16 protein-coding genes are annotated in these 14695 nt (G+C 72.1%); 9 read left to right on the top strand and 7 right to left on the bottom strand.

Annotation, left to right across the window (positions count from 1 at the left end):
- Positions 1-21 precede the first annotated feature (21 nt).
- Entirely contained in the window at positions 22-1680 is a 1659-nt protein-coding gene (locus ACFV3E_RS33275; protein ID WP_500538151.1) for a fumarate hydratase, read from the bottom strand.
- A 130-nt stretch (positions 1681-1810) separates the two neighbouring features.
- Here ACFV3E_RS33275 and ACFV3E_RS33280 point away from each other — a divergent pair, with 130 nt between their 5' ends.
- The gene (locus ACFV3E_RS33280) at positions 1811-2488 is read left to right on the top strand and encodes a DUF1707 SHOCT-like domain-containing protein (RefSeq protein ID WP_500538153.1); all 678 of its coding nucleotides are present in this window, start codon (positions 1811-1813) and stop codon (positions 2486-2488) included.
- Between the two features lie 243 nt (positions 2489-2731).
- Positions 2732-3085 carry a WhiB family transcriptional regulator gene (locus ACFV3E_RS33285; RefSeq protein WP_450388493.1) on the top strand — a complete coding sequence of 118 codons (354 nt, stop codon included), beginning with the start codon at positions 2732-2734 and terminating at the stop codon, positions 3083-3085.
- An 80-nt stretch (positions 3086-3165) separates the two neighbouring features.
- On the opposite strand, the gene glpX is transcribed toward ACFV3E_RS33285, so the two are convergent.
- Positions 3166-4209: a class II fructose-bisphosphatase family protein gene (gene glpX / locus ACFV3E_RS33290; protein WP_499513720.1), complete on the bottom strand. Its 1044-nt coding sequence runs from the start codon at positions 4207-4209 to the stop codon at positions 3166-3168.
- Positions 4210-4370: 161 nt separating this feature from the next.
- Between glpX and ACFV3E_RS33295 the strand changes: the two genes are divergently transcribed.
- On the top strand, positions 4371-4907 hold the full coding sequence (locus ACFV3E_RS33295) for a DUF4245 domain-containing protein (RefSeq protein WP_500366704.1): 537 nt from the start codon (positions 4371-4373) through the stop codon (positions 4905-4907).
- Between the two features lie 69 nt (positions 4908-4976).
- Here the strand turns inward: ACFV3E_RS33295 and ACFV3E_RS33300 are convergent, their stop codons facing one another.
- The 3 genes from ACFV3E_RS33300 to xseA form a co-directional block, all read right to left on the bottom strand.
- Positions 4977-5570 (bottom strand): malonic semialdehyde reductase, encoded by a 594-nt coding sequence (locus ACFV3E_RS33300; RefSeq protein ID WP_500538155.1) that lies wholly within the window; start codon positions 5568-5570, stop codon positions 4977-4979.
- Positions 5571-5711: 141 nt separating this feature from the next.
- Positions 5712-5951: an exodeoxyribonuclease VII small subunit gene (locus tag ACFV3E_RS33305; RefSeq protein ID WP_500538157.1), complete on the bottom strand. Its 240-nt coding sequence runs from the start codon at positions 5949-5951 to the stop codon at positions 5712-5714.
- Between the two features lie 75 nt (positions 5952-6026).
- Positions 6027-7235 carry an exodeoxyribonuclease VII large subunit gene (gene xseA / locus ACFV3E_RS33310; protein ID WP_500366699.1) on the bottom strand — a complete coding sequence of 403 codons (1209 nt, stop codon included), beginning with the start codon at positions 7233-7235 and terminating at the stop codon, positions 6027-6029.
- 162 nt (positions 7236-7397) lie between these two features.
- Between xseA and ACFV3E_RS33315 the strand changes: the two genes are divergently transcribed.
- From ACFV3E_RS33315 to ppgK, 3 genes are all read left to right on the top strand, one after another.
- On the top strand, positions 7398-7589 hold the full coding sequence (locus ACFV3E_RS33315; RefSeq protein WP_500366697.1) for a hypothetical protein: 192 nt from the start codon (positions 7398-7400) through the stop codon (positions 7587-7589).
- 124 nt (positions 7590-7713) lie between these two features.
- Positions 7714-8709, top strand: a complete 996-nt coding sequence (locus ACFV3E_RS33320; protein ID WP_500538159.1) for a 4-hydroxy-3-methylbut-2-enyl diphosphate reductase — start codon at positions 7714-7716, stop codon at positions 8707-8709.
- A 29-nt stretch (positions 8710-8738) separates the two neighbouring features.
- Entirely contained in the window at positions 8739-9482 is a 744-nt protein-coding gene (gene ppgK / locus ACFV3E_RS33325) for a polyphosphate--glucose phosphotransferase (protein ID WP_500538161.1), read from the top strand.
- A gap of 40 nt (positions 9483-9522) precedes the next feature.
- Here ppgK and ACFV3E_RS33330 read toward each other — a convergent pair whose 3' ends face one another.
- Positions 9523-10068, bottom strand: a complete 546-nt coding sequence (locus ACFV3E_RS33330) for a DUF6542 domain-containing protein (RefSeq protein WP_500332251.1) — start codon at positions 10066-10068, stop codon at positions 9523-9525.
- Between the two features lie 190 nt (positions 10069-10258).
- Here ACFV3E_RS33330 and ychF point away from each other — a divergent pair, with 190 nt between their 5' ends.
- The 3 genes from ychF to ACFV3E_RS33345 all read left to right on the top strand — a co-directional run bounded on the left by ychF (position 10259) and on the right by ACFV3E_RS33345 (position 13036).
- On the top strand, positions 10259-11347 hold the full coding sequence (ychF, locus tag ACFV3E_RS33335) for a redox-regulated ATPase YchF (protein WP_500538163.1): 1089 nt from the start codon (positions 10259-10261) through the stop codon (positions 11345-11347).
- 217 nt (positions 11348-11564) lie between these two features.
- Positions 11565-12545, top strand: coding sequence for a class I SAM-dependent methyltransferase (locus ACFV3E_RS33340; RefSeq protein ID WP_500538165.1), 981 nt, complete (start codon positions 11565-11567; stop codon positions 12543-12545).
- 83 nt (positions 12546-12628) lie between these two features.
- The gene (locus ACFV3E_RS33345) at positions 12629-13036 is read left to right on the top strand and encodes a hypothetical protein (protein WP_500538167.1); all 408 of its coding nucleotides are present in this window, start codon (positions 12629-12631) and stop codon (positions 13034-13036) included.
- A gap of 509 nt (positions 13037-13545) precedes the next feature.
- On the opposite strand, the gene ACFV3E_RS33350 is transcribed toward ACFV3E_RS33345, so the two are convergent.
- The gene (locus ACFV3E_RS33350; protein ID WP_500538169.1) at positions 13546-14694 is read right to left on the bottom strand and encodes an SMI1/KNR4 family protein; all 1149 of its coding nucleotides are present in this window, start codon (positions 14692-14694) and stop codon (positions 13546-13548) included.
- Position 14695: the final 1 nt, after the last annotated feature.

Below are 14695 nucleotides of genomic sequence, written 5' to 3' on the forward strand. Positions count from 1 at the left end.
GTGCCGGGCCGCCCCGGACGGTCACGCCCCCGGGCGCACCGGGATGCCGGTGAACGTCGGCGCGGGCGCCGGGTCCGTGAAGAAGTCGTTGCCCTTGTCGTCGACGACGATGAAGGCCGGGAAGTCCTCGACCTCGATCTTCCAGACCGCCTCCATGCCGAGCTCGGCGTACTCGACGACCTCGACCTTCTTGATGCAGTCCTGGGCCAGGCGCGCCGCCGGGCCGCCGATCGAGCCCAGGTAGAAGCCGCCGTGCGCGGCGCACGCGTCGGTGACCTGCTTCGAGCGGTTGCCCTTGGCGAGCATGACCTTGGAGCCGCCCGCCGCCTGGAACTGCTCGACGTAGGAGTCCATGCGGCCGGCCGTGGTCGGGCCGAAGGAGCCTGAGGCGTAGCCCTGCGGGGTCTTGGCCGGGCCCGCGTAGTAGACCGGGTGGTCGCGCAGGTACTGCGGCATCTCCTCGCCCGCGTCCAGCCGCTCCTTGATCTTGGCGTGCGCGATGTCGCGGGCGACGACCAGCGGGCCGGTCAGCGACAGCCGGGTCTTGACCGGGTACTTGGACAGCTCCGCCAGCACCTCGTCCATCGGCCGGTTGAGGTCGACGCGCACGACGTCCTCGTCCGACAGGTGCTCGTCGGTGGTCTCCGGCAGGTACTTCGCGGGGTCGGTCTCCAGCTGCTCCAGGAAGACGCCCTCGGCGGTGATCTTCGCGACGGCCTGGCGGTCGGCGGAGCAGGACACGGCGATGGCGACCGGCAGGGAGGCGCCGTGCCGGGGCAGCCGCACCACGCGCACGTCGTGGCAGAAGTACTTGCCGCCGAACTGCGCGCCGATGCCGATCTTCTGGGTGAGCTCGAAGACCTTCTCCTCCAGCTCCTTGTCCCGGAAGCCGTGGCCGGTCGGCGAACCCTCGGCCGGCAGCTCGTCCAGGTAGTGCGCGGAGGCGTACTTCGCGGTCTTCAGCGCGAACTCCGCGGAGGTGCCGCCGACCACGATCGCCAGGTGGTACGGCGGGCACGCGGCCGTGCCGAGCGAACGGATCTTCTCCTCCAGGAACTTCATCATGGAGGCCTCGTTCAGGACCGCCTTGGTCTCCTGGTAGAGGAAGGACTTGTTGGCCGAGCCGCCGCCCTTGGCCATGAAGAGGAACTTGTACGCGCCGCCGTCGGTCGCGTACAGCTCGATCTGCGCGGGCAGGTTGGAGCCGGTGTTCTTCTCCTCCCACATGGTCAGCGGGGCCATCTGGGAGTAGCGCAGGTTGAGCTTGGTGTAGGCGTCGAAGATGCCGTGCGACAGGGCCGCCTCGTCACCGCCCTGCGTGAGCACGTTCTGGCCGCGCTTGCCCATCACGATCGCGGTGCCCGTGTCCTGGCACATCGGCAGCACGCCGGCCGCGGCGATGTTGGCGTTCTTCAGCAGGTCCAGGGCGACGAAGCGGTCGTTGGGGGACGCCTCGGGGTCGTCGAGGATCCGGCGCAGCTGGGCGAGGTGCGCCGGACGCAGGTAGTGGGAGATGTCGTGCATCGCCTCGGCGGCGAGCTTGCGCAGCGCCTCCGGCTCCACCTTGAGGAAGGTCCGGCCGTCGGCCTCGAAGGTGCTGACGCCCTCGGAGGTGACCAGACGGTACGGAGTGGTGTCCTCACCGAGGGGGAGCAAGTCGGTATAGGCAAACTCGGGCATTTGTGGACATCCTCACTGGCGCTGCGTCATAGAAGCCCAACAAGCGTAGAACGTGCGCGGGGTACCGGATGTGTGAGGTGACCCTCACCGGCCCTAGTCGCGATCTATCGCGTTTGTGTACGGTAGTCGGGTGGATGAGTCGTCGCTCCAGAAGCGTGAACAGCACCCCGTGCGCCCCGTCGCCGAAGCCGATATCCGTGCGTCCGACGCGGACCGCGACCGGGTGGCGGACATCCTTCGCGATGCCCTCGCGGAGGGCCGTCTGACCACAGAGGAGCACTCCGAGCGGCTCGACGGGGTCTACGCGGCCAAGACCGTCGGCGAACTGGAGCCCTACGTCCGCGACCTCCCCGCGGGACGCACGACGAGCGCACCCGCCCCGTCGCCGGGGGCGCACCACTGGGTGCCGGACGGTTCCGGGGAGAACCCCAACCTGATCGGCATCCTCGGCGGGGCCGAGCGCAAGGGGCGCTGGCGGGTCGGCTCGAAGATCAACGCCGTCGCCATCATGGGCGGCGTCGTCATCGACCTCACCGAGGCCACCTTCACCAGCCCCGAGCTCGTCATCAACTGCACGGCCATCATGGGCGGCATCGAGATCAAGGTCCCCGAGAACGTGACCCTGCACGGCGGCGGCGTCGTGGGCATCATGGGCGGCTCCGACGTGAAGGCGTACGAGTCGCCCGACCCGAACGCCCCGGTCATCAAGGTGCAGGGCTTCGCCTTCTGGGGCGGCGTCGAGGCCAAGCCGCGCCGGGGCAAGCGTGTGAAGAAGAAGGGGCTCGGCCCCGCCGAGCTCGACGGCTGACCGCGGCGCGGGTCAACTCCCTTGCCGTGCAAGGGGGTCGGCGGAGCGTGGTCCCGGTGCCACGGAGGCGTGGCCCGGGCGGCGGCCCCGGCACGGTGCGCATGAACGCGCGCACAGCGGGTAGGGCAAGGGGACACGTCGCTCGCCGCAGCCCTCCTCACGCCGACAGACCCGTGGAGACGCACCGGCACCGCAGCGACGGGCAAGGGTGACACCAAGCCGAGCCGTCGTCAGGAGTATCCCGTGCTTCAACCGATCGAGCCCCCGGCAGCCTCCAGGTCCTCCCTGAGTCACCCCCGGGACCTGGGCGGCCCATGGCACTCGGAGGCGGCGTGCCGCAGTGACGAGGCGGGTCTGTTCTTCGCGCCTTCGAAGGAGCCGACCGCGGCGCGGCTGTCCCGGGAGGAGGCCGCCAAGCGGGTGTGCGCGCGCTGCCCGGTGATGCTGGAGTGCCGCGAGCACGCGCTGCTCCAGCCGGAGCCCTACGGTGTGTGGGGCGGGATGACCGCCGCGGAGCGCAGGGTCGTACTGGCCCGGCGCCGCCGCCGTGAGGCGGAGCTGCAGCGGCCCGGGACGCAGATCGCCGCGGCCGGCTGAACGACGAAAGGGCCGGGACCCCGCCGATACGGCGGGGTCCCGGTTCTCGTGTGCCGGTGCGCGGCGGCTGCCGCGGCGGCTCAGCGCGCGCGGTCGAAGTCGATGGTGCTGTAGGCGCGCAGCTTCGACAGCCGGTGCGTGGAGTCGATCTGGCGGATCGTGCCGGACTTCGAGCGCATGACCAGCGACTGGGTGATCGCGGTCTCGGCGCGGTACCGCACCCCGCGCAGCAGCTCGCCGTCGGTGATGCCGGTGGCGACGAAGAAGACGTTGTCGCCCTCGACCAGGTCGTCCGTGTGCAGGATCCGCTCCAGGTCGTGGCCCGCGTCCAGGGCGCGCTGCTTCTCCGCCTCGTCCTTCGGCCACAGCCGGCCCTGGATGGTGCCGCCCAGGCACTTGATCGCGCAGGCCGCGATGATGCCCTCGGGCGTGCCGCCGACGCCCATCAGCATGTCGACGCCGGTGCCCTCGCGGACGGCCATGATCGCGCCGGCCACGTCGCCGTCGGAGATGAACTTGATCCGCGCGCCGGTCTCCCGGATCTCCTTGACGATGCCCTCGTGGCGGGGGCGGTCGAGGATGACGACCGTGACGTCCTCGGGGGCGCTGCCCTTCGCCTTGGCGACCCGGCGGATGTTGACCGAGGGCGGGGCGGTGATGTCGACGTAGTCGGCGGCCTCGGGGCCGGTGACCAGTTTGTCCATGTAGAAGACGGCCGAGGGGTCGTACATCGCGCCGCGGTCGGCGGCGGCGAGCACCGCGATGGCGTTGGGCATGCCCTTGGCGGTCAGGGTGGTGCCGTCGATCGGGTCCACGGCGATGTCGCACTCCGCGCCGTTCCCGTCGCCGATGCGCTCCCCGTTGAAGAGCATCGGGGCCTCGTCCTTCTCGCCCTCGCCGATGACGACGACGCCGTTCATCGACACGGTGGAGACGAGGGTGCGCATGGCCTTGACGGCGGCGCCGTCCGCGCCGTTCTTGTCGCCGCGTCCGACCCAGCGGCCGGCCGCCATGGCGGCGGCCTCGGTGACCCGGACGAGTTCCAGGGCGAGGTTGCGGTCGGGGGCCTCGGGATTCACCTCGAGTTGCGGCGGCAGGTTGTGGTTTTCGTGCTGCTCGGTCATCACAGCGCACCTTTCTGTACGAGGACGGCCGGGATAAGAGGGTGTTACGACCTTATCCGGACCCCGCCAGGATGAGCAGGGCACCTGTCACATGAGCGGAATTCCGCCGGGTGCGACCCCGGGCGGACGGACGGTCCGGGGCATGGTGGACCATAGGGGGCGTGGCAAAGAAGCGCGGCACGGAAACACTGCGGGACATGGTGCTCTCGATGGCGGCGATCGGCGTCGTCGCCGGGGGCATCTGGCTCTTCATCCCGCACGACGAGAACCACGACCCCGTCAAGGTGGTCGGCTACCGGGTCGAGCTCGACCAGGCGCGGCGCGACGCCCCGTACCAGGTGGCGGCCCCGGTGGGGCTCGGCGAGGACTGGCGGGCGACCTCGGTGACGTACGAGTCCACCGACCCGCGGGCGGTGCGGTGGCACCTGGGCTTCGTCGACCCGAAGAACGAGTACGCGGCCGTCGAGCAGAGCAACGAGGCCGCGGAGAAGTTCGTCGCGCAGAAGAGCCACGAGGCGAAGCGGGTGGGTACCCGCACCGTCGGCGGTGAGACCTGGCAGCGCTACGAGGGCCACAAGTACGACGCGCTGGTGCGCGAGGAGGGCGGGGTGACCACGATGGTCACCGGCACGGCCCCGATGGCCCGGCTCGCGGAACTGGCCGCCGCGCTCGAAGAGCGGGGCGGCCGGCAGGGCTGAACCCTGAACCCTGAACCGCGTCACCGCCGCCGGCCCTGCCGGCGGCGGTGACGTGAGGGGCGGTCGCCGTCAGACGGTGGTGACGACCTCGTCGTAGGCCAGCCGCGGCCCGCGCTCGCGCCAGGCGTTCTCGCCCGGCTTGCCGATGTTGACCACGGCCAGCACGGAGTGGTCGCCGTCGGGGAAGAAGTCCTTGTCGATGGCGTCGGCGTTGTAGCCGGTCATCGGTCCGGCGGCCAGGCCCGCGGCGCGCACGCCCAGGATGAAGTAGCCGACCTGCAGGGCGGCGTTGAAGCCGGCGGACGCCTCACGCACCGGGCGCTCGGCGAAGAGCACCTCCTTGGCCTGCGGGAAGGACGGGAACTGGGCCGGCAGCTCCTCGTGGAACTCGTTGTCGGCGGCCAGGACCGCGACCAGCGGCGCCGTGGCGGTCTTCGCCCGGTTGCCCTCGTTCATGTGGCCCACCAGGCGCTCGCGGGCCTCGGGGGAGCGCACCAGCACGACGCGCAGCGGCTGCTGGTTGTAGGCGGTCGGGGCGTACTTGACCAGGTCGTACACGGCCTGGACCTGCTCGTCGGTCACCGGTTCGTCGGTGAAGGCGTTGGCGGTGCGCGCATCGAGGAAGAGGAGGTTCTGGGCGGCGGCGTCGAGCTGGAGCGTCATCGGTACCTCTGGGGGGATGTGGAACCGCACCCTGGGGAGGGGCGCGTCGGGACACTTCCGTCAGCATAGATGAATTTTCAACTGAACTTTCAAGTATCGCGACGTGAAGCGGCTCACGCCGCCCGCGCCCCGCTCACCCGGTCATCCCTCCTCCGCGGCCTCCGGCCCCTGCCCGGCGCCGCCGGACTCCTCCGCCAGGGCCGCATCCAGCCGGGCGCGGGCGCCCTCCAGCCAGTCGCGGCACACCTTGGCGAGCTGCTCCCCCCGTTCCCACAGGGCGAGGGACTCCTCGAGCGTGGAGCCGCCGGCCTCCAGACGGCGAACGACGTCGACGAGCTCGTCGCGGGCCTGCTCGTACCCCAGCGTGTCCTGATCTGCCATGGCACCAGCCTAGGGCCGCCCTCCGACACGGCGGCCGGGCGCGCGGCGGCCGGCCCGGGACCGGCGCGCCGGCGGTCAGCGCGTGACGCGGACGGTGAACTCGCCCTCGGCCACCCGGGCGCGCAGCTTCTCCTCCTCGGCCACCTCGTCCGCGGCGCGCACGACCTGCCCGTCCTCGCGCTGCAGCACCGCGTACCCGCGCTGCAGCGTGGCGGCGGGGGAGAGCGCCACGACCCGGGCCCGGGTGTGCGCCAGCTCGTCCTCCGCCCGGTCCAGCCGGTGCCGCAGATGACGGCGGGAGCGCTCCAGCAGCGCCGTGACCTGCTCGGCGCGCTCGTCCACCATCAGATGGGGCCGTGCCATGCACGGCCGGCTCACCGCCGCGGCCAGCCCCCGCTCCTCCCGGTCCAGCAGCCCGCGCATCACCCGCAGCGACCGCTGCCGCAGCTGCTCGACCCGGGCCAGCTCCTCGCCCACGTCCGGCACGACCCGCTTGGCCGCGTCGGTCGGCGTCGAGGCGCGGAGATCGGCCACCAGGTCCAGCAGCGGGGTGTCCGGCTCGTGCCCGATCGCCGACACCACGGGCGTACGGCACTCCGCGACCGTCCGCACCAGCCGCTCGTCCGAGAACGGCAGCAGGTCCTCCACGCTGCCGCCGCCCCGCGCCACGATGATCACGTCGACCTCGGGGTGCGCGTCCAGCCCGCGCACCGCCTCGATCACCTGGGGCACCGCGTACGCGCCCTGGACGGGCACGTTGCGCACCTCGAAGCGGACCGCGGGCCAGCGCAGCCGCGCGTTCTCCAGCACGTCCCGCTCAGCGGCCGACGCCCGGCCGCAGACCAGCCCGATCAGCTGCGGCAGGAACGGCAGCGGCCGCTTGCGCTCCGGCGCGAACAGGCCCTCGGCCGCCAGCCGCTTCTTCAGCTGCTCCAGCCGCAGCAGCAGGTCGCCGACGCCTATCGGGCGGATCTCCGCCGCGCGCAGCGACAGCTGGCCGCGCGGCGCGTACCACTCCGGCTTGGCGTGCACCACGACCCGGGCGCCCTCGCCGACCGCCCCGTCGAAGGCGTCGAAGACCGCCCGGCGGCAGGTGACGCTGAGCGAGATGTCGTGCGACGGATCGCGCAGCGTCAGGAACACCACGCCCGCGCCCGGGCGCCGTGACAACTGGGTGATCTGCCCCTCGACCCACACCGGGCCGAGCCGGTCGACCCAGCCGCCGATCAGCCGGGACACCTCGCCGACAGGGATCGGCGCCTCCGAGGACGTGTTCACAGCCATACGCCGAGACTAGCCCCCGCCACGGACAGTGACGCCCCTCCCGCCCGACCCGAATGGCACGCCCCGCTGTCCCCCCGCCCGGCCGCCGCGCAGGCTGGGGGCAACCCGGTAAACCGCTGACGTCGGTGACGCCGGCGTCTCCGACAGGTCCCGGGAGCTCCCATGCGCCGACCCGGCCGGTACGGCTGGACCCCGTCCGAACGCCCGCCGCGTGTCCACGCCGGGTTCCGCGTCGGCCGCTACGGTCCCGGCTGCGGCTGCTTCAGCTGCCTGCCCCTGGCGGGCGCCGCCCTCGCGACCGGGTGGGCGCTCGCCGCCCGCCGTGCCGCCCGGGGCCCGCGGCGCTGCCGCTGAGCCCCGTGCCCGGTCCGTGCCGTCCGCGCGTGCGCCCCGCGGTGCTCCGCCGCCGCCTCCGCACCCCCGGCCGGACCACTCGGGGCAGCGATGGGCCCCCGTCCGGGCCCCGTACGATGGGCACATGACCGCTACGACTTCCCGCCGCGTCCTGCTCGCCGCCCCGCGAGGCTACTGCGCGGGTGTGGACCGTGCCGTGATCGCCGTCGAGAAGGCCCTGGAGCAGTACGGGGCCCCCGTGTACGTCCGCCACGAGATCGTCCACAACAAGTACGTCGTGCAGACCCTGGAGCGGAAGGGCGCGATCTTCGTCGAGCAGACGGAGGAGGTGCCGCCGGGGTCGATCGTGATGTTCTCCGCCCACGGCGTCGCCCCGGTCGTCCACGAGGAGGCCGCCAAGGGGCGGCTCGCCACGATCGACGCGACCTGCCCGCTGGTCACCAAGGTCCACAAGGAGGCCGTGCGGTTCGCAGGCGAGGACTACGACATCCTCCTGATCGGCCACGAGGGCCACGAGGAGGTCATCGGCACCTCCGGCGAGGCCCCCGACCACATCACCCTGGTCGACGGCCCCGGCGACGTGGAGAAGGTCGAGGTCCGCGATCCGTCCAAGGTCGTCTGGCTCTCCCAGACCACGCTCTCCGTGGACGAGACGATGGAGACCGTCGACGCGCTCAAGGAGAAGTTCCCGCTGCTGATCTCGCCGCCGAGCGACGACATCTGCTACGCCACGCAGAACCGTCAGCTCGCCGTGAAGCAGATGGGCGCCGAGGCCGAACTGGTCATCGTCGTCGGCTCGCGCAACTCCTCCAACTCCGTGCGCCTGGTCGAGGTCGCCAAGCTGGCCGGGGCCCGCGCCGCGTACCTGGTGGACTTCGCCGACGAGATCGACGAGGCGTGGCTGGACGGCGTGTCCACCGTCGGTGTCACCTCCGGCGCCTCCGTGCCCGAGGTGCTCGTCGAGCAGGTGCTGGAGTGGCTGGCCGCCCGCGGCTTCGAGGACGTGGAGATCGTCAAGGCCGCCGAGGAGTCGATCACCTTCTCGCTGCCCAAGGAGCTCCGCCGGGACCTGCGCGCCGAGGCCGCCGAACTGATGCGGGGCGGCACCTCCGAGGGGTGACCGACCGTGCCACGTCGTAGCGTTGGGGCATGAGCGTTTTCGGTGTGGACATCGGCGGATCGGGCATCAAGGGTGCCCCGGTCGATCTCGGGCGCGGTGACTTGGCGGAGGAGCGCTTCAAAGTGCTCACTCCCCATCCCGCGACCCCCGACGCCGTCGCGGAGTGCGTGAAGCAGGTCGTCGACCACTTCGGGTGGACTGGCCCCGTCGGGGCCACCTTCCCCGGAGTGGTCACGCACGGCATGACACGCACGGCGGCGAACGTCGACAAGGGCTGGATCGACATGGACGCCGCCGGGCTCCTGTCCCAGAAGGTCGGCTGCGCGGTGACCCTGCTCAACGACGCGGACGCCGCCGGCATGGCCGAGATGGAGTACGGGGCGGGCCATGGCCGCAAGGGCACGGTCATCGTGCTCACCCTCGGCACCGGCATCGGCAGCGCCGTCTTCATCGACGGCAACCTGCTGCCCAACACCGAGCTGGGCCACCTCGAACTGCACGGCCACGACGCCGAGACGAAGGCCTCCACCAAGGCCAAGGACGACGAGGACCTCACCTGGGAGCACTGGGCGAAGCGCCTGCACAAGTACCTCACCCACGTCGAGATGCTCTTCTCGCCCGAGCTGTTCATCCTCGGTGGCGGGGTCAGCCGCAAGGCCGACAGGTTCCTGCCACTCCTGACCGGCATCAGGGCCGAGATCGTGCCGGCCGCGCTGCAGAACAACGCGGGCATCGTCGGCGCGGGCATGGCGGCGGCCGCCGTCCGCTCCTGACCGCGGCGGCCGGCGGGAGGGGGCCGGTGGAGGGCGGCGCTCAGCGGCGCCGTTCGCGCATCACATAGGCCACCTTCCGCGCGGCCGCGATCACCGCGGCACCGACCGTGCCCCCGTACAGCCAGCCTGTCTGCGTGGCGAGGCCGGTCAGCAGGCCCATCAGGTGACCCGTGAAGCCCCCGCCGTCGCCGCCGGCCGTCACGGCCAGCGCGATGGTGAAGGCGATGGGCGCGCTGACCGGCGCCGCCGACAGGTCGTACGGCCGTACGAACGCTCCGGCGGCGAGGCAGGCCAGCAGGAAGACGACCCCGAAGAGGGTGCCGGGCTCGCCCGTGATCAGCGAGTCCGCGGCGCCGCCGGCGAGCGCGGTCAGCGTGATGAAGACGCCCGTGCCCAGTCCGGTCAGCCGGGGCTCCGTCCGGCGCAGCCGCGCCACCCGCAGCAGCAGCGGCCCCCGGGGCAGACCGCCCCGGACGGCGGTCGCGCCCTGCGGGCGACGCTGCGGGCGGACCGGCCGCGGCAGCGGGGAGGCGGCGGTGGGTGCACCGCTGTTCTTGTGGGGTGTGCGCGCACTGTGTTGCTCCACGCACCCAACGTAGGCGTCGAGGAGGGGGGAAACGGGGTCAGGACACGACTTTTCACCGCCACAGGGGGCCACTGGGGGCGCGGCCCGCCCCGGGGCCGGTGCGTTCCGTAGACTGGTGGATCGGTCCGCCGGTCGCCCGCCCGGGCGTGGCGGCCCATTCCACCCACCTCTCGCTACGGGAAGTCGTCACGTGTCGCTCACGATCGGAATCGTCGGCCTGCCGAACGTCGGCAAGTCGACCCTGTTCAACGCCCTGACCAAGAACGACGTGCTGGCGGCCAACTACCCGTTCGCCACGATCGAGCCCAACGTCGGCGTCGTCGGTGTCCCCGACCCCCGTCTGGACAAGCTCGCCGAGATCTTCGACTCGCAGCGCAAGCTCCCGGCGACCGTGGACTTCGTCGACATCGCCGGCATCGTCCGCGGCGCCAGCGAGGGCGCGGGCCTGGGCAACAAGTTCCTCGCGAACATCCGCGAGTCCGACGCGATCTGCCAGGTCATCCGGGCCTTCGTCGACCCGGACGTGGTCCACGTTGACGGCAAGGTGTCCCCCAAGGACGACATCGAGACGATCAACACCGAGCTGATCCTCGCCGACCTGCAGACCATCGAGAAGGTCGTGCCGCGGCTGACCAAGGAGGCCCGCCTCCAGAAGGAGAAGGCGCCGGTGCTCGCCGCCGTCCAGGAGGCCCAGCAGATCCTCGAGGACGGCCGCACCCTGTTCTCCGCCGGCATCACCGCCGGCACGGAGAAGGGCCGGCTGCTGCACGAGCTGCACCTGATGACCACCAAGCCCTTCCTGTACGTCTTCAACGTCGACGAGGACGAGTTGACCGACGAGGCCTTCAAGGCCGAGCAGCGCGCCCTGGTCGCCCCGGCCGAGGCGATCTTCCTCAACGCCAAGATCGAGTCCGAGCTCATCGAGCTCGAGGACGACGAGGCCCTGGAACTGCTGCAGTCCATGGGCCAGGAGGAGCCGGGCCTGGCCACCCTCGCCCGGGTCGGCTTCGACACCCTCGGCCTGCAGACGTACCTGACCGCGGGCCCCAAGGAGGCCCGCGCCTGGACGATCAAGAAGGGCGCCACCGCCCCCGAGGCCGCCGGTGTCATCCACACCGACTTCCAGAAGGGCTTCATCAAGGCGGAGATCGTCTCCTTCGGCGACCTGGTGGAAACCGGCTCCATCCCCGAGGCCCGCGCCAAGGGCAAGGCCCGCATGGAGGGCAAGGACTACGTCATGCAGGACGGCGACGTCGTGGAGTTCCGCTTCAACGTCTGACCGACTGTTCCCTCCGGCGTCACGGGCCGGGCCCCTCGGGGTCCGGCCCTTCGTCGTTTCGTACGCACATCCCTGGCGATGGTCGGCGGATGTACGGGAGGCAGCGGGATGGTGAATCGTTTCGGTCGCGGGGATGCACAGTAGGCGCAGGTCCTTTTGGGATGCGCGGAACGCGCGGTGGAATCGGCGCATCCCGGATCTGAGATGTGAGGAAACGATGGCGTCCCTCGGCAGGCTCTACTCGATGTTCGACGACGTGGCACTCCCGGAGGAGATCCCGTATGCCCAGATGAGCGACTGGGAGCAGAAGTTCCTCTACCTGGTGGCGCGTCACCACGTGACCGGCACCGGCGCCCTCGTCGAGCTGGGCTCGGGCGGCGGCGGCTCCACCTACGCCATCGCCAAGGGGCTGCGGGAGAACCCCGCGTTCGACGAGCAGAAGGGCCGGCTGCAGGCCTTCGACTTCTTCCGCGTGGGCAAGGGCACCTTCGCCACGCAGAGGTTCTTCAAGGCGGGCAAGGCGCCGGAGGGCGACAACTCCTTCCGGGAGGACTTCGAGGCGGCGCTGGCCCCGTTCATGGGGTTCATCGAGGTCCACGCCGGCGACATATGGAACACCTCCGACCCTGAGGACAAGAGCCCCATCGAGTTCCTGCACGTCGACATCGCCAAGACGGCGCGGGTGTTCCGGTGCGTGGCGGAACGTTTCCTGCCGCGCCTGGAGCCCGGTGCGGTCGTGCTGCACCAGGACTTCGCGAGCCCCCGCCTGCCGTGGCTGCACCACAGCACCGGCGCCCTGCTCCCGTACATCGGGATCGCCGGTGCGCCGATCCGCTCCACCCTCGTCTTCGAGGTCGTCCGGCCGGTCCCGGCCGAGCTGCTGGAACGCATCGCCAAGGACGACTACACGGTGGACGAGAAGCTCGCCCTGATCACCGCGGTGCAGGACGAGGTGGACGTCGACCACACCGGACGGGTCCCCTTCAAGCAGGTCCTGGAGCTGGCCAAGGCGTACGTGTGCCACTACGCGGGCGACCACCAGCGCGCCTGGAAGATCGCCAAGCCGCTGCTGAAGGACCCGTACCTCTCGGAGACCCGCGCCGACCACTTCGCCCAGCTCCAGCGCGCCCTCGGCCAGGAGGCCGCCCCCGCGCCGTCGCGGGTGCGGCGGCTGCTGCGCAAGGTGACGGGCGGCTGACCGCCCTCCCGCAGGTCACAGCACGGCGACGGAAACCGCGCACCGGGGGGTGCCGGGGAGTGCCGCGGGCCACCATGGCGGGCATGCGTACACGCCTCAGCACCGGAGTGCTCCTCGCGGCCGTGCTCCTCGCGGTCCCCGCCTGCAGCTCCGGCACCGACGACTCCGGCAGCGAGCCCGACGCCGGTGGCACGCCGTCCGTCGCGGCGTCCGGTTCGAAGGTGCCGGACATCAGCGAGGGCATCCCCGAGGAGCCGACCGGGGCCCGGCGCGCGGCGCTGCTCGCCGCGCTCAAGGCCGTCGACCCGGCCCTGGCCGCCGACGCGGACAAGGCCGTCGCCAACGCACGTCAGCAGTGCGCCACCATCACCGGCGGCGGCAACGCGGTGGCCGCCGCGCAGTCGCGCTTCGGCAGCGCCGGCCACCGGCTCACCGAGCAACAGGCCGAGGCCGTCAACGAGGTGCTGGAGCAGACGCTCTGCACGTCCTGAGCCGCCCCCGCCCCGCCCCGGTCTACGGGGACGGGGCGGCGGCCACCGGGTTGACGCTGTCGAAGCAGACCAGTCCCCGGGCCTGCGACAGCAGGAACGAGCCGCTGTAGGCGTCCGCGGTGATCTCGGCGTCGAAGGACCCGCTCCGCAGCCACCGTGCGTCCGCCGGGAGGAAGCCGGCCGGCCCGGGAGCACGGGCGGGCTCGCCGGGCGGAAGTCGCGGTGGGCGGTGAGCGCGGCGACCCGGCCGTCCGTGAGGGCGGCGACGCCGACCACCCGCACCTCCGAAGGACCGGGGACCGACCTCCCGTCGTTTCCGGCGACCAGGTCGTACCCCAGCCAGTGGGCGCCGTGGAGCCGACCCAGCAGGGGGAAACGCCGCTCCAGCGGGGCGGTGTCCGTCCGTACCGGGCCCTCCGCGGCCTCGCGCCGCTCCGCCTCCGGACGGCGCGAGCCGCATCCGGCCGCGAGCACCGCCGCACCCGCGGCGAGCACCGTCCGTCGTGTCGTCATGCGCCCGCCCCCTGACGGCCCGCGTCGATCGCGGGGTTGTCCAGCGTCGTCCAGAAGACGGCGTCCGGCTCCGGCGGCAGCGCAGGGGAGCCGAGGTCGGCGTGGAGCGCGGCGCGCCAGTCGGAGGAGATCCGGGAGCGGACGTCGGCCGTCCTCACCAGCGCCCGGTGGGGCAGGTCGGTGAGCAGCAGCACGAGGCACATCACGGCCTGCCCGCGGACGCCGTCGTGGTGGGCGGAGGCCTCGCGGCGGACCTGGCGCAGCCTGAGCCCGAGCGGACCGGTGCCGGTGAGCCCGACGGCGCGGCCGCCGTCGAGGGTGTCCAGGGCCGCGGCGACCTCGGGGTACCTTGCCAGGCCGGACTCTTCGGCCAGCCGGCGCATCTGCCGGGCCGCGGCGGTGGCGACCGTCCCGCGGGGGAGTGTGGCCACGAGTGCGCCGAGGCCGCCCAGCTTGCGTACGTGGACGGCACGCAGCGGTTCCTCGGAGCCGCGCGGCGGCAGCGGCGGCAGCGAGGCGTCGTCGGGGGAGGGCGGCCGGTCCGACGGATCGCCCCACTCGGGGTGGGCGCGCTCGGAGTCGTCCCACTCCAGGGCGCCGTCGCTGACGACGGGCCAGGTCCAGCCGCCCTGGAAGGGCAGCCCGCGCTCCAGGCTGTCGGCGACGTCGCCCAGGTACGCGCCCAGCGACGGGGCGTGGCCGAAGTCGGTGCCGGACTCGTCGAAGAAGCGGCCGACCGCGCCGAAGGACGCGCCGGGGCGGCAGTCCACGGTCAGGCCGTCCGCAGTGATGGCGTAGGAGGCGAACTGCACGAAGCGGTGGTGCCAGTAGGCGCCGTCGTTCTCCTCCTCGTCCTCGTTGAGGACCTCGGCCAGCATGCCGCGCAGGAACCCGGACCGCTCCTCGCATCCGTGGGTGCCCAGCAGGCCGTCGTGCGTCGGCAGGAGGAATTCCTCGTCCGCGCCGTCGTGCCGGCGCAGCGTGGCCACCAGGTCCGGCGGGAAGGTGACCCCCATGCGCCGCTGTACCGCGGCGATCTCCTCCTCCGGCGCCGGCGGACGGAGCATGGCGAACGTCGCCGGGGCGTGGGCGCCCAGCCAGAAGTCGATGCGGTCCCAGGCCTGTTCGGCCGCTTCGGCGGACATC

The sequence above is a fragment of the Streptomyces sp. NPDC059718 genome, assembly GCF_042733315.1.
GTDB lineage: Bacteria > Actinomycetota > Actinomycetes > Streptomycetales > Streptomycetaceae > Actinacidiphila.